This window comes from Dietzia timorensis (assembly GCF_001659785.1).
Taxonomy (GTDB): domain Bacteria; phylum Actinomycetota; class Actinomycetes; order Mycobacteriales; family Mycobacteriaceae; genus Dietzia; species Dietzia timorensis.
Genome location: NZ_CP015961.1, coordinates 2,846,064 through 2,869,096, shown reverse-complemented (window position 1 = coordinate 2,869,096; position 23,033 = coordinate 2,846,064). Strand labels below are relative to the sequence as shown.

Here is a 23,033-nt window from a genome sequence, read left to right as displayed (position 1 = left end):
GTCGAGCGCTGGTGCCCCAAACAATATATGTGATACGAATCACAGTCAATGGTTTCCGGTGGAAGCTCGCTCCGCATGCAGAAGTCAGGCTAGGGTCAACCTATGGCACTCCCCACAGCACTCCAGAAACTCCGCATCCCGGCGGTGGCATCGCCGATGTTCATCGTGTCGAATCCGGAGCTGGTCATCGCACAGTGCACGTCCGGAATCGTCGGCTCGTTCCCCTCGCTCAACGCTCGGCCGCAGGAGCAATTGGGGCAGTGGCTCGACGGGATCAAAGAGGCTCTACAAAAGTATGACGCCGCACATCCCGATCGCCCGTCCGCGCCGTTCGCGGTGAACCTCATCGTGCACAAGTCCAACGAACGCCTCGAAGAGGACCTCGCCGACGTCGTCGCGCACGAGGTGCCGATCGTCATTACCTCGCTCGGTGCCCGCGAGGACGTCAACGAGGCGATCCACGCCTACGGCGGCATCGTGTTGCACGACGTGATCAACAACCGCTTCGCGCGCAAGGCCATCGAGAAGGGTGCGGACGGGCTCATCGCCGTGGCGGCCGGTGCCGGCGGCCACGCGGGCACGCAGTCGCCGTTCGCTCTCGTGCGTGAGATCCGCGAGTGGTTCGACGGTCCGCTGGTGCTCTCGGGCGCGATCGCGCACGGCTCCTCGCTGCTCGCCGCGGTCGCCTCCGGCGCGGACCTCGGCTACATCGGCTCGGCGTTCATCGCCACGAACGAGGCCAACGCGGTCGACGAGTACAAGAACATGATTGTCGACTCCGCCGCCGCGGACATCGTCTACTCCGACCTGTTCACCGGCGTGCACGGCAACTACCTGCGCGGATCGATCGAGAGCTCCGGCCTCGACCCCGACAACCTCGATTCCTCCGACCCCTCTGCAATGAACTTCGGCGGCGGAGGCGACTCTGTCGGCGGCGCCAAGGCGTGGAAGGACGTGTGGGGCTCGGGCCAGGGGATCAGCTCGGTGAAGGCCGTCGGACCGGCCTCGGAGCTCGTCGATCGCCTCGAGGGCGAGTACGTCGAGGCGCGCGAGCGGCTGGCCGCGCTCTAACGTCGGCCGGTCTCGCGGGCTTTCGCCTAGCTGGAAATCCCGGTCGCGTACCGTCGACAAGATGAGCGACGAACCACGCGTGCCGCAGTCCGAGGAAGCACGACGCGCCCGCGAAGCGCGCGAGGCCCTCATCGCGAAAGAGGCCGCCGCCGATGAGGCCGCGGCCTCCGGGCGCGAGACCGGCAAGCCGCCGGTGCCGGTCTGGTACCTCTTGTTCCTCGCGGTCGTCGTGCTCGTGCTGTTCGGGCGCAACGCGTTCGGCGAGCGCACCGGCCTCGACTCGCTGCTCGCCCTCGTCTTTGCCCTGGTCCTCGCGCTCTTCGTGGGCGTATTGGTTTACCGTATGACGTCGAAGTCGCCCAGCCACACCGGCGGCCGAAGCGCGTGGCGTCCTTCTCTCGGCGCCGCCGCGCTCGCCGCGGTGTTCCCCGTTGTGGCCACTCTGCTCGATGGGCCACTTGGCACCTGGGTTTGGCTGGTCTGCGGCGTCGGCCTCGCCGCGTTCCTCGTCTGGCTCGGCGTGCGCTTCGCGCGCGTCTACCGCCGGAGGTAGCGCGGGGCCGGCGAAGGAGGCGGCCGTACCGCTAAGCGCTCGCACGAACGACGAAACAGATCTAGACTGCCGAAACCAATCGAAGGGAGGCCCTTTCGAGCTGTTTCAAAGCGGTTCGATCGGAGTCGCCGAAAAGGCTCTGAAATTGCGCAGCTACGCCGTCATACCAAGGATCACGTTGATAATGGCCAGCACGCCCGCAACGTAGATCAGGGGAGCGCGCACGGGAGTCGCGCTGGTCGCTTCGGCACCGGCGCCGGCGGAAGCCGAACCGGCCGCAACCGCGCTCGCCGATCCGGCCGAAACCAGCTGTCCCGCGCGCCGCTGCCCGGCGCTCGCCACCTCGATAAGCGCGACGAGCACCAAGGCGATCACGATCTTCATCCCATAGATCATGTGGTTCACCTCGAACCCGAGATCCGCCGACCGCGCGATCAAAACGCCGTACAACGCGACTCCCACGAGCAGCTGCAGCCGCCCGCCCCACAGCATCACCGGGTTCGACAGGCCCTTGGCGGTAAGCGACACGAAGTAGCCGCCGAGAAGCGCGGCGAGAAAAATGAGGTGGAAGAACAGCAGGACGTCTTGGAGGAGGCTCATGGCTTCGAATCCTAAGGCGATCGGGCGCCTAACTTACATTTATCTCAGCACGACCGGGCGAGGCCTACCCCCGGGCGCCACCGCCGAAATCACACGCATCAAACCAGTTGGCGCGCATTTTTGAGGTAAACCTAACTCGCGAGTAGGTACGGGGCTGCAAAATGTGCAGCAGAATCTGGCACGTATAGCAAGCGCGCTTCGTGAGTTTTGTTTCGGGGTGCTGCGGGGGTTAACGTGGACGGCGAGCAAGACGATAAGGGCACGCTTCGCCCCCGCCCGGAAATCGCGAGATGACCAGGCGTGCACAGCGAAGTATTTATGCCTTTGTTTTGGCGCGTCCGGCGCGACCTACTGGGCGCACTCCAAAATCGTTTGCACCGAATAAAGGAGACGGTCGCACGTGAAGCCCAGGCAGCACTCGCCCGGCGGCAACCTACGGGGTCCCGCCACGAGGCGCGTCCCCTCCGCCGCCCTCAATACCGCGTTCGGTGCGAAATCCGTTACCTCCCGCGCGGACATTTCTAGTGTCGCATGCCTCATTTCCCGCCCCGCGTCCAGGGGGGTGGCAGCGTGAGCGTGCTCGTCGTAGGCATGTCGTACAGCTCCGCCTCGGTGTCGCTGCTCGAGCGCGTCGCGGTTGTCGAGTCCGAGCGCGATGCCTTCACCGCGCGGCTCCTCGAGTCGTCGGCCATCCGCGAGGCGATGCTCGTTTCCACGTGCAACCGCGTCGAGGTTTATGCCGAGGTCGACGCCTTCCACCCGGCCCTCGAACTCATCACCGCGACCCTCGCGGCGAACGCCGAGCTCACGGTCGAGGAGATCGCGGAGTCGGTCTACGTCCGCTACTCGCAGGCCGCCGCCGAGCACATCTTCAGCGTCTCCTCGGGCCTCGATTCGCTCGTCGTCGGCGAGCAGCAGATCATCGGCCAGATCCGCAGCGCCTACCACGACGCGGCCGCCTCGGGCGCCGCGGGAACGACGCTGCACCGCCTCGCCCAGCGCGCGCTGCACGTCGGCAAGCGCGTGCACACCGAGACCAACATCGACTCCGCGGGCGCGTCGATGGTCACCGTTGCTCTCGGGAAGGCTGCCGACATCGTCGGCCAGGTCGGTTCGGTGGATGACGGCGGAGATCACCGCCCGCTCGAGGGCCTGAACGCCGCCGTCATCGGTGCCGGCGCGATGGGCGGGCTCGCCGTGGCCCACCTGGGGCGCGGCGGGGTGTCCCATATCCACGTACTGAACAGGACCTCCGAGCGCGCGGCGCGGCTGGCCGAGATCGCGCGGGATTCCGGCACCGAGGCGACCGCGCTTCCCATGGAGCAGCTGGACGAGGCGATTGCGGCCGCCGATGTCGTGTTCGTGTGCACGGGTGCGGCGAACACCGTCGTCACCCTCGCCGATGTGCATTCGGGCCTGGCGAAGCGCGAGGCGCGCGGCGAGGATCCGCGTCCGCTGGTGCTCTGCGACCTCGGCCTTCCGCGCGATGTCGACCCGGCCGTCGCCGGTCTTCCCGACGTCGCGATCGTCGATATCTCGCAGCTCGCCGAGGACCCGGGCGCCCGCGCGGCGACCCGCGACAAGGCGATTGCGCGGGAGATCGTCGCGACGGAGCTCGCGGACTACGTCTCCGGGGAGCGCGTGGCCGAGGTCGGTCCGTTGATCTCCCAGCTGCGCGGCCGCGGGGCCCAGGTGGTCACCGCCGAGCTGCGCCGGTTCGATTCGCGCAACGCCGATCTCGACGCCGCGACGCGCGACGAGGTTGAGCGCACCGTGCGCCGCGTGGTCGATAAGTTGCTGCACCCGCCGACGGTCAAGTTCAAGGAACTGGCCGCGCAGCCGGGCGGCGATACCTACGCGGACATCATGCGCGAACTGTTCGACCTCGGTAACGAGGTCAAGAAAGGCAGCGTCCATGAGTGATGCCCCCAACGGTGGCGCGCCCCAGAACGGCGCCACCGCCGATCGAGTGCTGCGCATCGGAACCCGCGGCAGCGAGCTCGCGACGACTCAGGCGGGCCACGTGCGCGACGCGCTCATCGCCGCCGGGTACCCGGCCGAACTCACCATCATCCGCACCGAGGGCGACGTGAACATGGCGCCGGTCGAGCGGATCGGCGTCGGCGTGTTCACCCACGCCCTGCGCGATGCGCTCGCGAACGACCGCTGCGACGTCGCCGTGCACTCCTACAAGGACTTGCCGACGGCGCAGGACGAGCGTTTCGCGCCGATCGCGACCCCGGAGCGCGAGTACCCGTTCGACGTGCTCGTCTCCTCCGGGGACACCCCGTTCGCCGAGCTCGGCGCGGGCGCCCGCGTCGGCACCTCGGCCCCGCGCCGCCGGGCGCAGCTCGCGGCCCTGCGCCCCGACATCGACCTCGTCCCGCTGCGCGGGAACATCGAGACACGCATGGGCTTCGTGACCAGCGGCGAGCTCGACGCGGTCGTCCTCGCCGGCGCTGGCCTCGCGCGGACGGGCCGCCTGGCCAAGGCATCGCAGAAGTTCACGGCCGAGCAGATGCTGCCGGCGCCCGCGCAGGGCGCGCTGGCCGTCGAGGCGCGCGCGGACGATGCGTACGCCGCGGCCGCCGTCGCGGCGCTTGACCATGCGGAGTCGACCCTCGCGGTCACCGCGGAACGCCGGGTGCTCGCGGTTCTCGAGGCGGGCTGCACGGCGCCGGTCGGCGCGATCGCGCAGCTCGATGGAGGCGAGCTCCACCTCGAGGCCGTGGTCGCGTCCGTCGCGGGCACGAAGGTCTTGCGGGAGAGCGCCTCCGCCGTCATAGGTGACGACGCAGCGGCGGATGGGGCGCTCGGCGCCGCCAGGGAACTAGGCGAGACGGTCGCGAACGCGCTGCTCGCGGGCGGGGCGGCGGAGGTCGTCGCGGTCGCGAACGGCACGGCCGACGAGCGCGTGCCGCTCGCGCCGGAGATACCGCCCGAGCAAGGCGGGCAGCCAGGCGCGGAGCCCGGCGGCGAGAAACCGGGCTAGGCGAGAAACAGCCCTGCCACAGACCCGGGCAGCCGCCGCACACGTTTGACATGCAACTTGCGCCACATCCAGTGGCGAACAAAGAAGCGTTGGAGAGAAAGAAAACCATGACTCGAAGCAGCACCACCCGCCCCGGCACCGTTCGATTCGTCGGCGGGGGGCCGGGCAACGCCGGCATGCTCACCTGTCGCGCGCGCGACGTGCTCGCCGGCACGGCGGTCGTGTACGTCGACGCCGATGTGCCCGAGGACGTGCTCCGCCTCGTCGCCGGGGACGTGCTGGTTCCGCAGGAGCTGCTCGACGAGCGCCAGGCCGCGATGGACGAGGCTGTGGCCTCGGAGGACAAGGCCGAGATCAAGCGCCTGAAGAACGCGCCCGCGCCGACCGCCGCCGATGTGCGCACCGCGATCGGCGAGCCCAAGTCGATCGCGAAGACGCTGGTCGCGGAGGCAAAAAAGGGTCATGACGTCGTACGACTCGTTTCCGGTGACCCCATGACCTGCGACATCGCTTCGGCGGAGATCACTGCCGTGGGCCGCACGGTCGTCCCGTTCGAGGTGATTCCGGGACTGGCCCCGGCGACGTCCGTGCCCGCGTTCGCCGGCATCGTGCTCGGCTCGGGCCACGTTGCCGTCGACGCGCGCCGCGACGTCGACTGGTCCGTGGTCGCGCAGGGGCCGCTGCCGATCGTCATCACGACCTCGGCCTCGCATCTCGCCGAGACGCAGAAGGCGCTGTGCGAGCAGGGGCTCGCCCCGTCGACGGCCGTGACCGTGACCGCCGCCGGTTCGATGGTCTCGCAGAAGTCCGCGGACGGAGCGCTGTCGGAGCTGGCAAGCTTGGGGAAGACCTTCGACGGCGAGTTGGTGGTGACCTTGGGCAAGCAGGCCGCGGCCAGGCACAAGCAGCAGTGGTGGGAGTCACGCGCGCTGTTCGGCTGGAACGTGCTCGTGCCGCGCACGAAGGAGCAGTCCGGCGACATGAGCGCCCGGATCCGCGACTTCGGCGCCGTGCCGATCGAGGTGCCGACCATCTCGGTCGAGCCGCCGCGCTCGCCGGCGCAGATGGAGCGCGCCGTCAAGGGCCTGGTCGACGGCCGCTACGAGTGGGTCGTGTTCACCTCCGCGAACGCCGTGAAGGCCGTGTGGGAGAAGTTCTGCGAGTTCGGCCTGGACTCGCGCGCGTTCTCCGGTGTCCGCGTCGCAGCGGTGGGCGAGAAGACCGCCGAGCGCGTTCGCGAACTGGGGATCACGCCCGAGCTGCTGCCGCGCGGCGAGCAGTCCTCGCAGGGCCTGCTCGAGGTGTTCCCGGCGTACGAGCCGGACGTCGACCCGGCCTCGCGCGTGCTTCTGCCGCGCGCGGACATCGCGACCGAGACGTTGGCCGCGGGCCTCGCCGAGCTCGGTTGGGAGACCGAGGATGTGACGGCGTACCGTACCGTCCGCGCGGCGCCGCCTGCTGCGGAGATCCGCGACATGATCAAGTCCGGCGGGTTCGACGCGGTGTGCTTCACCTCGTCGTCCACCGTCCGGAACCTCGTCGGCATCGCCGGCAAGCCGCATGCGCGCACGTTGATTGCGTGCATCGGGCCGCGGACTGCCGAGACCGCCGCGGAGTTCGGGCTGCGCGTGGACGTGCAGCCGACGAACGCGAATGCGGTCGAGCTGGTCGAGGCCCTCGCCGAGCACGCGCAGGTGCTGCGCGAGGCCGGCGAGCTTCCGCCGCCGCGCAAGAAGTCCCGCCGCCGCGGATAGGCGCGATCTCTCGCTAGGTTCGAAAAGCCGGCGCCCGCTTCGGTGCGCGCCGGCTTTTTCGTGCCTTCGGCGGGGCTCCGCTCCCGCCGGCGCTCCCGTCTGGACGCCACTTTGTGCCGATGAACGCTCTCAGGGACGCGGAAAATCGGTGTCTATCGATACAAACTGGCGTCCAGTCGTAATCGAAGCGCGCAGGCCCGAGAGAAGCCCGGCGAACTATGTCACCGGCATAGCCGGCCGGCAAGTCAGGAACCGCCGGAGGACCCAACGCCCTCGCAAGTAAACTCGGCCCCATGGGTATTCAGCAGCCGTTCCACCGCCCCCGCCGCCTGCGGCAGTCCCCGGCCATGCGCCGGCTCGTGTCGGAAACCTCCCTCGAGCCGCGCCACCTCATTCTCCCCGTGTTCGTCGCGGACGGCCTCACCGAACCAAAGGAAATCTCCTCCCTCCCCGGCGTCTACCAGCACACCATCGAGTCGATAAAGCAGGTCGCCCATGACGTCGCCGCCACAGGCCTCGGCGGGATCATGGTCTTCGGCGTCCCCAAAGACGAAGACAAGGACGCGACCGGAGAGGCGGGCGTCAGCCCCGACGGCATCCTCAACCGCGCACTCGCCGCGATCCGCGAAGATGTCGGCGACGACACGCTCGTCATGAGCGACCTGTGCCTCGACGAGTTCACCGACCACGGCCACTGCGGGGTGCTCGGCACCGACGCGCGCGGCGCCCAGGTCGTCGAGAACGACGCCACGCTCGAGCAGTACGCCAAAATGGCGGTCGCCCAGGCGAAGGCCGGGGCGCACATCGTGGCCCCCAGCGGCATGATGGACGGACAGGTCGCCGTCATTCGCGAGGCCCTCGATGCGGCCGGGTTCGAGGAAACCGTCGTGCTGGCCTACGCCGCCAAGTATGCGAGCGCGTTCTACGGGCCGTTCCGGGAGGCGGTCGGGTCGTCGCTCAAGGGAGATCGGCGCACCTACCAGCAGGATCCGGGCAATGCGCGCGAGTCGTTGCGCGAGGTTGAGCTCGACATCGACGAGGGCGCGGACATCGTCATGGTCAAGCCGGCGATGTCGTTTTCTGACATCATCGCGCAGACCGCCGCGAGCGTCGACGTGCCAGTCGCGACGTACCAGGTCTCCGGCGAATACGCGATGCTCGTCGCCGCGTTCGAGCGCGGTTGGCTCGACCGCGAACCGGCAATCGTGGAGTCGCTGTACAGCCTTCGCCGCGCCGGCGCAGACATGATCCTCACGTACTTCGCGCTGGAGGCGGCACGGCTTATTAATGACGGCGGAGCCCACGGCGCGCCGGTCGGCTGGCAGAATCGCACGTAATCGTCCATTCCGCCCGGCCGGGGCGAAGAAAGGGGTCTCCTGTGGCGCAGCCGCCGTTCCCGCAGCCGCAGCCGGAACCGAACTTTCCGGGGCGTCCGGAAGGTCCCGGGCTGCCGCAGCCCGGTGGTGAGCCGCGCCTGCCGGAGCCCGACTGGGGTTCGCCGGTGCCCGGCGATGGCCGGCCGGGCGGGGATCCGGAACCGCACACGCCGGGCCGGCAGCCCGGCGGCGCGGGGGAGCCGGGGATTCCCGGCGGCGGAGGTGCCGCGCCCGGCGGCTACGGCGGCGGCTTTCCCGAGGGCGAGCGCTCCGGCGAGCTTCCCCGCGAGGGCGAGGTCCCGCCCGAGGGCGACCGCCGCGGCGGCGACGCCGGCTACGGCGGAGGCGGGGGAGGCCAGTGGCCGCCGCAGCCGCGCGAGCCGCAGCGCCCGGATAACCAAGGCGGCAACTACCCCGGCGACCCAGGCGATTCCGGCGACGTCAGCCGCAAGAACTCCGACGCGCCCGAACAGGTGCGGACCGCGTGGATCCTGTACATCATGGCCGCGCTCGCGGCGACCCTCGCGTCGGCGACCGCGCTGCTGCCAGGCGGCCGCTCGGTGTCGGTAGAGCAGGTCCGCGATGCCGTGCCCGGCGGCATGAGCGAGTACTCCGACGAGCAGCTGCAGGCGGCCGCCACGCTGTCGGGCATCATCGGCGTCATACTCGTAGTTGTCTTATCCGCGCTGTTCCTGCTCGCGGCGCGCCAGCTGTTGAAGGGCAAGCAGTGGGCGCGGGCGCTGCTCACGGTCGGGTCGATAGTGCTCATTGCGCAGGGGCTCGCGGCGCTGCTCGTGCTGTTCGCGGGCGGTTCGCCGCAGGGCGCGCCCGCCGAGGCCGACCCGATCCCGAACTTCATCGAGCTCGCCGCCTCGGTGTGCGCCGGGCTGTTCGCGGGTACGGCGCTGTGGCAGCTGTACACCAAGGATGCGACCACGTTTTTCCAGGAGCATTCCGGTGTCGGCAAGCCCTGAGTTCCCCGACGACCCGGCCGCCGACCCCGGCGCCGGCGCAGAAGCCCGGATGCCGCGCGATCCGGACCCGCGCCTGCGCGACCAGACCGTCCTCTACGCCGAGGACGGCTGGTCGTGGGCGTGGATCCTCGCCGCGCCGATCTTCTGCGCCGCCGCCGGCCTGTTCGAGATCGCCACGGGCGCGCCGGTGCATTGGCTCATGCTGGCCGTCTGCGCGCTGGGCACGATGCTCACCCACGGGATCATGATCGCCGCGACCCGCGTCCACGGCCGCCTGCGCGTCACCGACGAATCGCTGTGGCAGGGCACCGAGGAACTCCCGTACACCGAGGTCGACGGTGTGCTGCCCGAACCCGTCGACGGCACCCGCCTGCTCGGCGAGCTGCGCACCGTCCCCCGCAAGCGCGGCGAGGTCGGGATCAAACTCGTCGACGGCTCCCTCGTCCGCGCCTTCGCGCGCGACCCCGAGGCCCTCGAAGCCGCCCTCATCTCGCAGGTCGGAACCGCCGAGCCGCCGAGCGATACGCCCGCCGGGGGCACGGACGGAACATCGCTGGATGACGGCGGAGGCACGCATGACTAGCCCCCGCCGCCTCGCGCCGCGAGCGAGGACCCGGGCGATTCTGCTCGCCTCCGCCGTCATGGCCGGATTGTTGGCCGTTGTGCTGTGGTACTCGGCGTCGGAGATGGCGCTTGCGGGCTCCCCGGTGGACGCGGAAGGGCAGGTGCTCGACCGGTCGTGGGACACGCGGCTGCTCGGGGCGGCGGTGGTGCTGTTCAACGTTGCGCTCGTCGCGCTGTTCGCGGCGCTCGTTCCGCCCAGTGGCGAGACCGGCGCGCCTCAGGACGCGCCAGAGGAGACCGCCGGCGCGCCCGAGGATGCCCCCGTTCAGGAAGCGCGAGACGAAAACTGAGCGATTCGACCCAGCAATGTGCAGCGACTTTCAGCATCCCCTTACTTAACACAGGTAACAGTTGAATTTCGTTTCCAGATCGTTGCTTATGTACCTTTCACCGCCTGTTTGGACCGACTAATGTGATGGCGGATCGAACGCGGGAATTACAACCGTGTGAGATGAATAGCACGACTAACCGTCGGTGCCCCGCTCGCGACGAAGCGGGGAGGCCCGGCGCATTGTGGATCGGGGAATAGTGCAGGTCAAAGGCAAGATCGTAAGTGTGGCGGCAATGGCGGGGGCCACCGCGGTAATCTCGGCGGGAACGGCCACGGCGGTGCAGCCGATCCAGTGGCAATCCTGTGAGACGCTGTTCAATCTCGAGCCCGGCTCGGTCCCCGAGGAGCAGCGCCTCGAGTGCGCGATCGTCGACGCCCCGCTCGATTACGACAACCCGGACGGCCCGACCACGCCGATCGCCGTGTCGAAGGTCTCGCCGAAGTCCGGCCAGTCGAAGTCCGCGATCTTCGGCAACCCCGGCGGCCCCGGCGACGATGCGCTCATGTTCTGGGCGAACCGCGACACAGGCATCGCCCCGACGGACCTGTACAACGACCACGACCTCATCGCCGTGCAGCCGCGCGGCCTGTGGGGCTCGAACCCCATTCAGTGCGACCCGTCGCTGGCCTCGCCGTTCGCGCTCAACCCGCTGCACGATGCGTGCTACGGCACCAATGGCGCCTACATCGAGTCGATGACGACGGAGAACGCCGCCCGCGATATGGATTTTGTCCGCCAGTCCATGGGCCTGGAGACCATCGACTACTACGGCGTCTCCTACGGCACCAAGCTCGGCGCCGATTACGCGACCCTGTACCCGGAGCACACGGGCAAGATGATGCTCGACTCCAACGTCGGCCCGGACTGGGCGTGGTCGGAGCAGTCCGCGCAGACCACCGAGGCGCAGCACGCCCGAATGTACGACATGTTCGAGTGGATCGCGTCCAACGACGAGACCTACGGCCTCGGCGATACCCCGCTCAAGGTGTTCAACCGCTGGAAGGCGATCTCCGACCAGGAGGTCGGCGGCCCGTCGAACATGATTCCGCCGGCCGCCCAGGAAGGCGATCTGCCGAACGAGCTGCGCGGCACGCCCGTGCAGCAGCCGGCGCTCGACGTCATCAACACCACCGCCCCGGGGCGCGCGCGCCTCGAGGGCCTGTGGAACGCCGTCACGCTGCGCGAGCTCACCAACAACGCGGCCTCGGGCATGTACGACACGGCCGTCGGCGCCTCGTTCAATGAGACCTCGTGGCCGATGGTCGCGAACATCCTGTCGTACTACGACAAGAACCAGGGCGAGATCCCGCGCGTCAGCCCGGTCGCGGCGCAGCGCATCCGCAACGCGAAGGCCTCGGACAACACGCAGTTCAACACGCAGCACGACATGTTCCGCATCGTCACCTGCAACGAAGACCAGACGGTCCAGAACCCGCTGGCGATCGGTTCGGCGGAGCTCGACGCGAAGACGGGCGGCGACCGCCTGCTCGCCCAGGCCGCCGGGCAGCGCGCCGGCTCGGACTGCTTCGGCTACCAGCCGGTCACCGAGCCGATCAAGGTCTCGGGTGAGGGCCTCGAGCAGAAGCCGATCATCCTGCAGAACGTGCACGACGCGGTCACGCCGATGGGCGGCGCCGAGAACATGCTCGAGCGCATGGGCGGCAAGCTCGTCACGGTCGACAACGGCGGCCACGGCGCGTTCCGCACGGGCAACAAGTTCATCGACGATGCGGTCGCGGACTTCTTCACCAACGGCACCGTCCCGCCGGACACTCTCCCGGGACGCCCGACCCCGAAGCCGCTGCCGACCACCCTTGAGGGCGAGTACCCGAGCAACACCGTCGGCTACGGCGAGGGCGAGAACCCGTTCGCCCAGGCGCAGCGCGGCATCTCTCAGGCCGTGGATGCGGGCGCCCAGGCGGCGCAGGATGCTGTCGAGCCGGCGGGCCAGCAGGCTCAGCCCACCGAGCAGCAGGCTCAGCCCACCGAGCAGCAGGCCGGCGCCGAGCAGTCCGGCACCGAGCAGGACCCAGCGGCCACCGGCCAGCAGGCTCAGAACACCACCGCCAATGACGGCGGAGCTGCGGAAGATCCCGCGGAGAAGGCTGCTCGCGACGCAGCGGCGGGCATCGACCAGGCGGTCGGCGCGCTCACGGGTACGCAGCAGAATGGTGCGCAGTACACGGTGGATCAGTACTACGGCCAGTAGCCTTCGGTAGCCTTCCCGGCTATAGACGACCAGCGGCCTGCGGCGGGAGAAATCCCACCGCAGGCCGCTTTCGTTCGCCGACTCCCGCAGGAGCCAAAACACCGCGCGTGGCTGGAAACACACACGCTGGCCGCAGTGTTTCCGGCCGAACGTGTCGTATTCGCCCACCCGCCCTGCAGGACATCCCGCCCGCGCCAGGGCCTCCCGCAGCATTCTCATATTACAGCGGCGTCTTCGCGGAGAACCTACTGTGTGTAACGGAAAGGAGTGAGCGAAAGGTGAACCACAAATTTCGCGCCCTGACAGGCGGAATGTCGATGTGGGTTCTTGTGGCCGCAGCGGTAATTGTTCTCGCGCTGTACGTGCTCCAGGGAGTCTTCAGCGACTGGGTGTTCTTTATCGCCCTGGCCGTCGTTGTGATCTTGGTAGTAGCGGTATTGAGGTATCGAAAGAACAGAACGGCAAGCGCGAATCGACGCGTCTGATTGAGAGCCACTTTCGAAGGCGGCGTCGCCCAGACGATAAGGGGCGAAATCCGGGAGGTCCCCGATGTCGACACGGTCGCGCCCGGGAAGGATGGGAAGCGATGACATCCTTTTCCATGCGCCACGCGGCGCTCGGGGCGCCTCTCGCCGCCGTCGCCATGGCCGCGGCCTCCTGCTCCTTCGGCCCCTCCGGCGAACCGTCCGCGCCGGTACTGCCCGGGATTCCGCCTGACGCCGGAGAGCCTGTGCCCGAAATCGATATCGGTGCGCCCGGCCGAACGTCCGACCAGCTGCGCCCGTGGGCGCAGGGCATCAACGAGCAGATGGACATCCCGCAGGCCGCACTGGCCGCCTACGCCAACGCGGCCGAGACCATGCGGCAGACGCTGCCCGAGTGCAACCTCGGGTGGACGACGCTCGCCGGGATCGGCCACGTCGAAACGCGGCACGGCAGACACCAGGGCGCGTCGATCGGTGACGACGGCGTCGTGAACCCGCCGATCATCGGCGTCAAACTCGATGGTTCGCCCGGCTTCGCCGATATCCCCGACACCGATGGCGGCGCCTTGGACGGGGATCCCGAACACGACCGCGCGGTCGGGCCGATGCAGTTCATCCCCGAATCGTGGAACAAGTACGGCCGCGACGCCGATGGCAACGGGCACGCCGATCCCCATCAGATCGACGATGCCGCCGTCGCCACCGCGCGGCTTCTCTGCGAGGCCGGGGGAGACCTGAGCCAGGCCCAGAACTGGCAGCGGGCGGTGCTCGCCTACAACGCCTCGCAGGAGTACGTGGCCGACGTGCGCGACGCGGCGGCGGCGTACGCGGCGGGGACCTCCGCGTAGCTGCCGCGCGCCGCCGGCGGCGCGACGTGAACACTGCCGCCCACCCGCTCAGCCCTGAGCGGTATCCGAGATCAAGCGAAGTGCCTCCCGGCTCGAGCGGGATGCCTGCCAGCCGAGCACCTCGCGGGAACGGGACGGCCGCATCACGGGATCGCCGTAGGTGACCCAGCGCGAGGAGAACGTCGTGAGCCCGGTGGCGAACCCGAGATCGCTGGCCTTCCGCGCAAGCCACAGCGGGACCCCGATCGCCCGGTGGCCCTGAGCGCGGGCGATGTCGCGGACCGTCAGCGAATCGTCCGGGGCGAGGTTGAAGGTGCCGCCGGCCATTGAACCCACGATGCGGGCCAGGGCATCGGCGACGTCGTCGACGCCGATGAACTGGTAACTCGAATGTTCCGGCGCCGGGTAGAAAAGCGGGTCCGACGTCATGGTTGACAGGGCCGAATTGGCCACGCCGGGCCCGACCACCATGCAGGGGCGCGCGATGGCGAAGGTTGCGTCGCCCCCGAGCTGCGCGAAGGATCGGATCGCGATCTCGCACAGGAATTTGTGGTGCAGGTAGAAGTGGTGCGGCGCGTCGGAGATGGGATCGGACTCGGCCAGGGGAACGGGCCCCGAACGCAGGCCGTAGGCGTTGGCGCTGGACACGAACGTGATGTGGCGAACGCCCGCGCCGGAGGCCGTGGAGAGCAGGCGCAGCGAACCCTCGACGTTGGCGGCGAACGCCTCGGCCTGGCGCGGGGTGTCCTCGATGATGAACGCGGCGTGCACGAGCGCATCGACCCCGCGGCCCACGGCGGCCGCGACGGCCTCGCCGGGCCACAGGTCACCGAGCTCCCACGGCACGAAATGGGCGCGGCCCGGGAGCCGGTCCGGCCGGCACCTGCCGAGCACCACGAGCCCCTCGACCCAGTCCTGCCCGCCGAGGTGCTGCAGCAGGGCGGAGCCGACGGCCCCGGTGGCGCCGGTGAGCGCGACGATCACGACGCGCCCACCAATTCGCCGAGGTCGTCGACGAGCTTGTCGATCTCGTCGGACGTGGTGCCGGCGGTGACGCACAGCCGCAGGATCGCGCCGTCCTCGGGGACCGCCGGATAGAGCGCGGCGCCGACATAGGTGCCCGAGCCGATGAGGGAACGGGAGATCGACGCCGCGCGCAACGAGTCGCCGATCTTGAACGGCGTGATCGGGGTGACCTCGCGCCCGGAGTAATCGGCGTGCTCGGTGCCGAACGCCTTCGACAGCGACGTGCGCAGGTAGGTGGATTGGTGAAGCACATCGGCGCGCAGGTCCTCGCCCTCGGCCGAGCCGATGACCCCGATCGACGCGCGCGCCGCGGCGGCTGTCGCGGGTGTGGAGGAGGTCGAGAACATCAGCGCGCGGGCGGTGTAGCGCAGGACGTCGATGAGCTCTTCGGAGCCGGCGATGAAACCGCCGGTCGAGGCGACGGCCTTGGACAGCGAGCCCATGAGCACGTCGACCTCGTCGGCCACCCCGCATTCGGCGACCCAGCCCGAACCCCCGGGGCCGAAGACGCCGATACCGTGGGCCTCGTCGACCATCACTGCGGCGCCGAAATCCCGCGCGGTCTGGCAGATGTCGGCGAGCGGCGCCAGCGAACCCTCCATCGAGTAGACGCTGTCCACGATGATCAACGTGCCTGCGCCGTCATCTGTGGTTCGTAGTGTCTCGCGCAGGTCGTCGACGTCGTTGTGCCGGAATTTCTTCAGCTGCGCCCCGGACATCTTGACTCCGTCGAGCACGGACGCGTGGACGTACTCGTCGACGACGGCGGTGTTGCCGCGCCGCAACAGCGCGGCGATCGTGCCGACGTTCGCCTGGTATCCGCTGGGGAAGCTGAGCGCCGATTCGGCGCCGACGAGGCCCGCGATCGCGGTGTCGAGGTCGGCGTGGAGGTCGTAGGTGCCGTTGAGGAGGCGGCTGCCGGTCGTCGCGCTGCCGAGCGCCTCGGTGGCGGCGCGCGATGCGGCGATGACGTCGGGGTGGTGGGCGAGTCCGAGGTAATTGTTCGAGCCGAACATCGACAGGCGATCGCTGCCGCGGATCTCGTCGCGGGAGAACACGCGGTGGTACATCGACGACAGGTCTGTCTCGGCGAGCTGTTGTTTGAGCTGGTAGACGGGGTGTTGCTGGGTGCTGGCGATGATGGGATGCATGGGGTTCACCTCTGCTGCGTGTCGGTATAGGAGAACTGGCCGGTCGACTCCTGCGTGCGGACCGCGCTGACCGTCTCGACCCTGGACGGCGGGTGGTACTCGTAGGCGTGGAGCACCTCGATGAAGTAGTTGAGGTCCGCGTTGGAGGAATAGCGGCGCCCGCCGCGTAGCCGCGAGAGCAACGCGACAACGTCGGCGAGCGCCGACTTGAGCGAGGTTCTCGTGAGCAGAAGGTCGGCGATGTCCGCGTCGCCGACGCGGGCGCCCGGCTGGCGCAGCGCCGCATAGCGCAGCGCACCAGTGTGCGCGGCGATTCGCGCCTGCGCCTCGACGAGCAGGTGCTCGTCGAGGGGTCCTCCGTCGTCGAGCTCGTTGATGGCGCGCTGGGCTGCGCCGAGGTATGCGGCGCTGATGAGGAGACCGAAGACCTGGTAGGCGGCCTTCTCCAGCGAGCCGTCGGGGTCGAAATCGTCGTTCTGGAACGTGAGGCTCGCGGGGACCTGCGCGTGGTCGAACACGACCATCTCCGACTGGGAGCCCTTGAGCACGGGCGCGTTCCAGATATCGGTGACCGACACCCCTTCGGTGTCCGCGGGGACGAGCGCCACGGCCCGGCGCTCGTGGGAGTCGAGGTAGCTCGCCATGAGGAAATCCATCGAGTGGCTCAGGCTGCACGGAGCCTTACGTCCGTCGAGCACGACCGTGGCCTCGGCGCCGTCCCCGTCGTCGTCGCCCGGTCGTCCGGTCATGCTCGGGGCGAACACCGATCCGCCGGGAATCGATTCGGAGAACGCGGAGGCGAGCACCGCGTGGCTGGAAATGAGCGCGATGACCGTCTCCCGGTCGTCCTCATCGGTCGTGGATTGGCCGAAGTCGACGAGCGAGAGCATCGACAGGTGGTGCATCGTCGTAGCTGCGGCGAGGGACGGGGAGAAATATCCCAGGGCGCTTTGCAGCGTGATCATGTCGTCGAGGCTTGCCCCCTCGCCGCCGAACTCGGTCGGCGCCACCGCTCCGGGGAGCGCGGAATCCTTCCACCGGTCGATGGCTTCTGATCCGGCGCGTTCGAGCTCTGCGCGCTCGGTATCGCGGAGAAAATCCGCGAGAGGCTGGCTGTAGTCGGAAATTATTCGATGTGCGCGTGATTGATCCATGGCAACCTTTCTGCACCGTCGGTGTTCCGGAACATGTCCGGCGGGGATATCCAGTTGGCGGCGAGCGGTCGCCGCGACGTGCGCGGTTACCGCCGCGGCCGATCGGGCCGCGCGATATTTGCACGGAGCAACGGGATGCCCGCCGGTGCGTGGTTCGGAGCGCCGCGGGAGGGGGATGGGTCGCGGCGCGAAAAAGTTTCGCTAAATATTTGTTCGGGCAAGGTGTGACGTTTTCGCAGGCGCCGGCAATACAGTGTTAGCCGCCGACAAACACGATCTGCTCTGGACGCCAGGCGCCGCCGAAACCCTCACGGGATCGCGCAGCCATAAGAGGCTGCACCCCGTCCCGGCGCGCGCCGTTCGAGTCCGGTCGCCACGTAGGCGCAACGCTTGGCGTGCAGGTGTTGTCGAGTGCTGGGAGAGCGAACGCGAGGGGGCTTTCCCAGGGATACGAGCGGCGCACGTTCGAAGCGGGTCCGAAAGGTCGGGCCCGCTTTTGTGCATTTCAGGCTGTGCTGGTCGATCGAATCCGACTGAATGGCACAGGCCGCGCCTGGCACGCGCCGAGGTTTCTGGGACACTGGAAGCCGTGAGTACGCCACAAGATGCACAGCCCGCTTCCGCCGAAAACCCGCCGCAGCCCACGGAGAAATCGGCCGCCTGGTTCAAGGCGGCGTCCGACGTCATCCCCGGTGGGGTGAACTCGCCGGTGCGCGCGTTCGCCTCGGTGGGGGGAACGCCGCGGTTCGTTGGCGAGGCGGCCGGCTCGCAGCTCACCGACGTCGACGGCAATACGTACGTCGACCTCGTCTCGAGCTGGGGGCCGATGATCCACGGGCACGCGCACCCGGAGATCGTCGACGCGGTGCAGCAGGCCGCGGCGAAGGGGCTCAGCTTCGGCACGCCCACCGCCGGCGAGGTCGAGCTTGCGCAGGAGATCGTGGCGCGCGCGCCGGTCGAGCAGGTGCGGCTGGTCAATTCGGGCACCGAGGCGACGATGTCGGCGGTGCGGCTCGCGCGCGGGTTCACCGGGCGCACGAAGGTCGTCAAGTTCGCCGGAAACTACCACGGCCACGTCGACGCGCTGCTCGCCGAGGCGGGCTCGGGAGTCGCGACGTTCGGTCTGCCCGGCTCGCCCGGGGTGACCGGAGCGAGCGCGCACGACACGATCGTCGTGCCCTATAACGACATCGAGGCCGTGCGCGGCGCGTTCGCGGAGTCCGGCGGCGAGATCGCGTGCGTGATTCTCGAGGCCGCCGCCGGCAACATGGGCACGGTACCGCCGCTGCCCGGCTTCAACCAGGCGCTGCGCGAGCTCACCGCCGGGCACGGCGCGTTGCTCATCCACGACGAGGTCATGACCGGCTTTCGCGCCTCCCGCGCCGGCTGGTGGGGGATCGAAGGTGTGACGCCGGACCTCGCCACCTTCGGGAAGGTCATGTCCGGCGGCCTGCCTGCGGCAGCGTTCGGCGGGCGCAGCGACATCATGGCGAAACTCGCGCCCGCCGGGCCGGTGTACCAGGCGGGCACGCTGTCCGGGAATCCCGTGGCCGTCGCGGCCGGGCTCAAGAGCCTGCAGCTCGCGGATACGGGCGCGTACACGCAGCTGCAGTCGAACGCCGATCGGCTCGAGCGGCTCATCTCCGATGCGCTCACCCGCGAGGGCGTCGCGCACCGCATCCAGCGGGCGGGCACGATGCTCTCGCCCTTCTTCACCGATAACCCGGTGACCAATTTCGACGAGGCGAAGGCGGCCGAGTCCTTCCGCTTCGCCCCGTTCTTCCATGCGCTCCTCGCGGGCGGCGTGTTCGCGCCGCCGAGCGCGTTCGAGACGTGGTTCGTGTCCACCGCGCTCACGGACGACGATTTCCAGAAGATCGCCGACGCGCTCGTGCCGGCCGCGAAGGCCGCCGCCGCGGCCACGCCGAACTGACCCACGCCGAACTGACCGCCTGCCGGATTAACCGCAAAGGACCCTCGATGTCTCAGATCTCCGGACTCTCCCGCGCCGTGCGCGGCGCCCACCCCGAGCCCGCCGAGGCGCCGCCGGCGCTCGACCCGGCCGCGAACAACGGGCCCGCCGAGGAGCGCCAGACCATCGTGCACCTGTGCCGGCACGGGGAGGTGCACAACCCCGACGGCGTGCTCTACGGGCGACTGCCCGGCTTCCGCTTGTCGGAGCTCGGCCAGAGCCAGGCCGAGACCATCGGCCGCACGCTCGGACATGGCCACGACATCAAGACCGTGACCGCGTCCCCGCTGCAGCGGGCGATCGAGACGGCGACTCCGCTTTCCGAGACGCTCGGACTGCCGATTTCCATCAACGAAGAAATCATCGAGGCCGCCAACTCGTTCGAGGGCTCGGTCGTCGCAGGCCGCGGGGGAGCGCTGGCCGATCCGAAGCGGTGGAAGTCGCTGGTCAACCCGTTCAAGCCGAGCTGGGGCGAGCCGTACCTCGCCATCGCGCACCGCATGGTCGGCGCCGTATACACCGCGCTCGATGGCGCGCGCGGGCACGAGGCAGTGCTCGTCAGCCACCAGCTGCCGGTGTACACCACGCGACGCTTCCTCGAGGGCCGCCGCCTGTGGCACGACCCGCGCTCGCGCCAGTGCTCGCTCGCCTCGGTCACCTCGCTCGTCTTCGAGGGCACGACGCTCCGCGAGATCGTCTACAGTGAGCCCGCAGGCGCCTCGGATCCCTCCCAGACCGGGGCGTAGCGCGCGGCGAAAAGCCGCCAAGCGCAAGCTGATCGTATTTCTCAATCAACTCCGATGGTGGAATTTGACCCCCGGAATTCGTCTTCGACTAACTATTCTCGCGCGAAGAGTTCGCCTTGGCCGCCGTCGAGATAGAGTTCCCGATTCGGGACAAGGACCGGGCCATCCGAGTGCGGTTCCTCTCGTGAGCAAGCTCGGTCGCCTTGGCCAGACGGCCCCCGCCGGAGAGATTGATTCGACCTGCTCCCTGAACTATCGCCCTCGTCCTTGACATGCCTTGGATTGTATCCATCGTCGCTCCTGTTTTCCTCGTACGAATCCTGATCGTGACTCACTAGAAGCCCACAAGTCTTTTGACGAACGCTGGTTAGGTCGCAATACCTCAATCAATTGAGCTTCTACTACCTGGGGGATAGGTCGGCGCGATTGTTCATCAAAAGTGGGACTGTCCGTATATGCCGACGAAGAACTCATTGGATTTGGCTCTCGGGACGCCCATTCGGCCGAGGTTGTCGAGGACAGAGCAAGTCCAAGACGTGTGCCGAGGTCCTTGCTCGGCCACGCGCCCCCGCGCCGCTTCCGCAGGGATCAATGACCAGGCACGTCCTGTACGTCGGCTCATTCTCGTCGGAATTGGCCCGGTTCTTCGTCTTCGTGTCTGTATGCCGCGCAAGGTCGTCAGCAGCAAGCCGCCCGTATCTGCGGATCTACCAGGTAATGAAGGTATTCCCTTTACTCCGCGCGTGCCCAAGACAGCGACATTGAAGGGCCGCGGGGTCAACAAGTAGCGCGAAAACAGCTGAAGTGAAAAGTACTGAATAAGTTGCGCACGCAATTAACGAACTACCGGTTAAGTAACAATGAAGTGTAACGTAACCAGTATTAGTGGAGGTGAATGATGAAATCCGCAACGATTCTTGGACGCCTTGAGTCCGCCGCTGTTGGTCAGAGAGGACTGATTACTACAACGCAGGCCCAACGAGAAGGTGTTGAACGGGTCCAACTTAAGCGTTTGGAGGGCGCAGCCGTCATCGCGCGAGTCCGGCGTGGCGTATACGCGCTCCCGTCTGCGGAGCCATCAGCCTTGCTAGAGGTTCGGGCCGCCTGGTTACATCTTGATCCGACGCGATTCGCAGAAGAACGCCTCTTCGATGATCAAAAGATCGTCATCTCGCACACTTCGGCTGCAAATGTGCATGGCCTCGGGGTGATGATTCCGAATCGCCACGAGTTCACAACGAATTATCGAAAGCAGAGCACGCAGGACGACATCCAAATCCGTCGCGGAGCGTTCGGAGATGACGACACGGCGATCGTGGAGGGTATGTTGGTCACCTCGATTACGCGCACCGTGTCGGACCTTGCTCGCTCCCGCATCGAGTTCGGCTATCTCGCTGACGTTGTCTCTGATGCCCTGTCTCGGCCCGAAATACGAGTCACCGATGTCGTGCGAGTTCTTGACCGATGGGCAGAGCGTTACGAATTTAGTTCGGGCGGGGCCATGCTTGAGGCCTGTCGAGCTCATGCTGGTGAAGTTCATGACCAGGCCGAACAGCTCGCACGGCTATCTCCTTCAGCCCGTGAACAGTTGAGCAAGCAGATTTCGGCAGCAATAGCCCCAACTGTGCAGCTGCAGGTCCAAAAGATCCTCGATGCACAATTGGCGGGCCGAACGCCTCAACTCTCTGTGCAATCGGCGCTCGAGAACACGACTAGGCACCAGCAGAAGCTCGTCCGAGATGCATTGCAAGTTGCGTCCGCCGGATTAACTATCCCAGCTGGCGTCGCTACACCCCCAGTGTTGCCGAAAGGTCTGTCGGAGGCCCTGGGAAAAGTTTGGGAATCCAACTCGACAAACCTGGCCATTGCGAAGTCGATGGAGGCAACCACTAGACAGATCTCGTCGCCTGTGATCCCGCAAGATGGCGACTCAGCGACTGCCAACGACGGCACCGATCGCGCCGTCGAGAACGAAGACGAGCTGAGGCGCCACAGTGAGTAAGGGCGGGGACTCTCGGTCGGAACGAGATCGGCGATTGCAAGTGAACCTCGAGATTAAGACCTATGCCATGGAAAATGGTGTTGGCCCTCAAATCGCCAGATCCCGGCTCGCATTCAATGAGTTTCTATTGGTGATATTTCGGGACGGCGCTGGTGAGTGGATCCTCAAGGGGTCAACCTCCCTCGTGCTACGGACCGGTGGAGGCCGGTTTACCGAAGACATAGACATGGCTCGAGCGCGTCAGTGGGCATCACCGAGCGAACTGGTCGATGATTTGAAACGACGCGCAAGTCAGCACCGAGTCACCGATCCTCTGCGCTTTGAGATTCGTGGAGCAAGGAATCAATCTGAAGCTGATCCTGCCGGCTACTGGGGCGAGAAAGTGAAAGTCTCGATTCGGAGCTACATTGGCGCGACTATCTTCAACAACTTCTCCGTCGATGTTACCCTGCAGCGGCAATCTCAAGAGCCGCGCAAGAGCGTAGAGGTCAAACCCCTCGGCCCCTTCGCTCATGAAGGGCGCGAAGTGGAGACGACATTCGTCCCCGTCGTTGCGATTGAGGGACAGGCCGCCGACAAAATCTGCGCAATGTACGAATTTCACGGCCCGAATGCTTCAGTTTCAACGCGGTTTCACGATTTGGCAGATCTCGCCAGAATCGTGAGATACGAAGCGCTAGATGCAAGTCTGCTGGACGCTGCAATTCATTCCGAGTGTCGGCGGCGGCGAATCGATCGGCCGACTGCGATGGTGAGCCCCGGCGGACTTTGGGAAAACGAGTTCGGCAAACAGTCCGCAGAATTTGCGGACTATCCAGTCGAATTGCGAAACCTTGAAGCTGCACTCAGCTGGGTAGGGGATTGCGTGAACGAAGTTCTGGATACCACGAGGCGCGTGGGAACCTGGGATCCGAAGGAACGACGATGGAAGCACTACTAATCGTGCCCCGCGGAATGGAAAATCCGATAGCCGTGTCCCGACAAAGTCCACGCCGGGGCAGCGACTCAAGAAGTACTTTCGGTCACAGTTGCCCAGAGCGAAATAAAATCGACCTTGTCCAACCCCTCAAGACCCCTCCCACCCCACCCCCTCGCCGGTTACCGCCCGGCACCCCGATCCCACTACGCTGGAACGCGATCGTCTTCAGCAAGCCGGCGGCGCCC

At 67.4% G+C, this 23,033-nt stretch carries 20 protein-coding genes; 16 read left to right on the top strand and 4 right to left on the bottom strand.

Going from position 1 to position 23,033, the window contains the following annotated elements:
- Positions 1-102: 102 nt before the first annotated feature.
- Positions 103-1,071 (top strand): NAD(P)H-dependent flavin oxidoreductase, encoded by a 969-nt coding sequence (locus tag BJL86_RS13305; protein WP_067476966.1) that lies wholly within the window; start codon positions 103-105, stop codon positions 1,069-1,071.
- A gap of 61 nt (positions 1,072-1,132) precedes the next feature.
- Positions 1,133-1,624: a hypothetical protein gene (locus BJL86_RS13300; protein WP_067476964.1), complete on the top strand. Its 492-nt coding sequence runs from the start codon at positions 1,133-1,135 to the stop codon at positions 1,622-1,624.
- Between the two features lie 153 nt (positions 1,625-1,777).
- Here BJL86_RS13300 and BJL86_RS13295 read toward each other — a convergent pair whose 3' ends face one another.
- On the bottom strand, positions 1,778-2,224 hold the full coding sequence (locus BJL86_RS13295; protein WP_067476961.1) for a hypothetical protein: 447 nt from the start codon (positions 2,222-2,224) through the stop codon (positions 1,778-1,780).
- A 570-nt stretch (positions 2,225-2,794) separates the two neighbouring features.
- On the opposite strand from BJL86_RS13295, the gene BJL86_RS13290 reads away from it, so the two are divergent.
- From BJL86_RS13290 to BJL86_RS13250, 10 genes are all read left to right on the top strand, one after another.
- Positions 2,795-4,147, top strand: coding sequence for a glutamyl-tRNA reductase (locus BJL86_RS13290; protein ID WP_082908659.1), 1,353 nt, complete (start codon positions 2,795-2,797; stop codon positions 4,145-4,147).
- Positions 4,140-5,216, top strand: coding sequence for a hydroxymethylbilane synthase (hemC, locus tag BJL86_RS13285; protein WP_075845021.1), 1,077 nt, complete (start codon positions 4,140-4,142; stop codon positions 5,214-5,216). The genes BJL86_RS13290 and hemC overlap by 8 nt, the downstream gene beginning before the upstream one ends.
- A gap of 107 nt (positions 5,217-5,323) precedes the next feature.
- Entirely contained in the window at positions 5,324-6,970 is a 1,647-nt protein-coding gene (locus BJL86_RS13280; protein WP_067477858.1) for a bifunctional uroporphyrinogen-III C-methyltransferase/uroporphyrinogen-III synthase, read from the top strand.
- Positions 6,971-7,263: 293 nt separating this feature from the next.
- Complete coding sequence (gene hemB, locus BJL86_RS13275; RefSeq protein WP_067477855.1) at positions 7,264-8,307, top strand: porphobilinogen synthase; 1,044 nt, start codon at positions 7,264-7,266, stop codon at positions 8,305-8,307.
- Positions 8,308-8,348: 41 nt separating this feature from the next.
- A complete protein-coding gene (locus tag BJL86_RS13270) occupies positions 8,349-9,320 on the top strand; it encodes a hypothetical protein (RefSeq protein WP_075845020.1) in 972 nt (323 codons plus the stop codon).
- A complete protein-coding gene (locus BJL86_RS13265) occupies positions 9,304-9,903 on the top strand; it encodes a hypothetical protein (RefSeq protein ID WP_197487662.1) in 600 nt (199 codons plus the stop codon). The genes BJL86_RS13270 and BJL86_RS13265 overlap by 17 nt, the downstream gene beginning before the upstream one ends.
- On the top strand, positions 9,896-10,234 hold the full coding sequence (locus BJL86_RS13260; protein ID WP_156515462.1) for a hypothetical protein: 339 nt from the start codon (positions 9,896-9,898) through the stop codon (positions 10,232-10,234). Before BJL86_RS13265 ends, BJL86_RS13260 begins: the two co-directional genes overlap by 8 nt.
- A 274-nt stretch (positions 10,235-10,508) precedes the next feature.
- Positions 10,509-12,485, top strand: a complete 1,977-nt coding sequence (locus tag BJL86_RS13255) for an alpha/beta fold hydrolase (RefSeq protein ID WP_075845178.1) — start codon at positions 10,509-10,511, stop codon at positions 12,483-12,485.
- A 278-nt stretch (positions 12,486-12,763) separates the two neighbouring features.
- On the top strand, positions 12,764-12,970 hold the full coding sequence (locus tag BJL86_RS17205) for a hypothetical protein (protein ID WP_156896129.1): 207 nt from the start codon (positions 12,764-12,766) through the stop codon (positions 12,968-12,970).
- A 101-nt stretch (positions 12,971-13,071) separates the two neighbouring features.
- On the top strand, positions 13,072-13,818 hold the full coding sequence (locus BJL86_RS13250) for a lytic transglycosylase domain-containing protein (RefSeq protein ID WP_067478245.1): 747 nt from the start codon (positions 13,072-13,074) through the stop codon (positions 13,816-13,818).
- Positions 13,819-13,866: 48 nt separating this feature from the next.
- Here the strand turns inward: BJL86_RS13250 and BJL86_RS13245 are convergent, their stop codons facing one another.
- From BJL86_RS13245 to BJL86_RS13235, 3 genes are read right to left on the bottom strand one after another with little or no spacing between them, the layout of a single operon-like run.
- The gene (locus BJL86_RS13245) at positions 13,867-14,802 is read right to left on the bottom strand and encodes an NAD-dependent epimerase/dehydratase family protein (protein WP_067478242.1); all 936 of its coding nucleotides are present in this window, start codon (positions 14,800-14,802) and stop codon (positions 13,867-13,869) included.
- Positions 14,799-15,995 carry an aminotransferase class I/II-fold pyridoxal phosphate-dependent enzyme gene (locus tag BJL86_RS13240; RefSeq protein WP_067478239.1) on the bottom strand — a complete coding sequence of 399 codons (1,197 nt, stop codon included), beginning with the start codon at positions 15,993-15,995 and terminating at the stop codon, positions 14,799-14,801. Before BJL86_RS13240 ends, BJL86_RS13245 begins: the two co-directional genes overlap by 4 nt.
- Positions 15,996-16,000: 5 nt before the next feature.
- Complete coding sequence (locus tag BJL86_RS13235; protein WP_067478236.1) at positions 16,001-17,149, bottom strand: acyl-CoA dehydrogenase family protein; 1,149 nt, start codon at positions 17,147-17,149, stop codon at positions 16,001-16,003.
- 589 nt (positions 17,150-17,738) lie between these two features.
- Here BJL86_RS13235 and hemL point away from each other — a divergent pair.
- The 4 genes from hemL (at position 17,739) to BJL86_RS13215 (ending at position 22,809) form a co-directional block, all read left to right on the top strand.
- A complete protein-coding gene (gene hemL, locus BJL86_RS13230; RefSeq protein ID WP_075845018.1) occupies positions 17,739-19,082 on the top strand; it encodes a glutamate-1-semialdehyde 2,1-aminomutase in 1,344 nt (447 codons plus the stop codon).
- Positions 19,083-19,129: 47 nt separating this feature from the next.
- A complete protein-coding gene (locus tag BJL86_RS13225; protein ID WP_083657646.1) occupies positions 19,130-19,867 on the top strand; it encodes a histidine phosphatase family protein in 738 nt (245 codons plus the stop codon).
- 898 nt (positions 19,868-20,765) lie between these two features.
- Positions 20,766-21,869, top strand: a complete 1,104-nt coding sequence (locus tag BJL86_RS17200; protein WP_197487530.1) for a type IV toxin-antitoxin system AbiEi family antitoxin domain-containing protein — start codon at positions 20,766-20,768, stop codon at positions 21,867-21,869.
- Positions 21,870-21,909: 40 nt separating this feature from the next.
- Entirely contained in the window at positions 21,910-22,809 is a 900-nt protein-coding gene (locus tag BJL86_RS13215; RefSeq protein WP_075845016.1) for a nucleotidyl transferase AbiEii/AbiGii toxin family protein, read from the top strand.
- Positions 22,810-23,033: the final 224 nt, after the last annotated feature.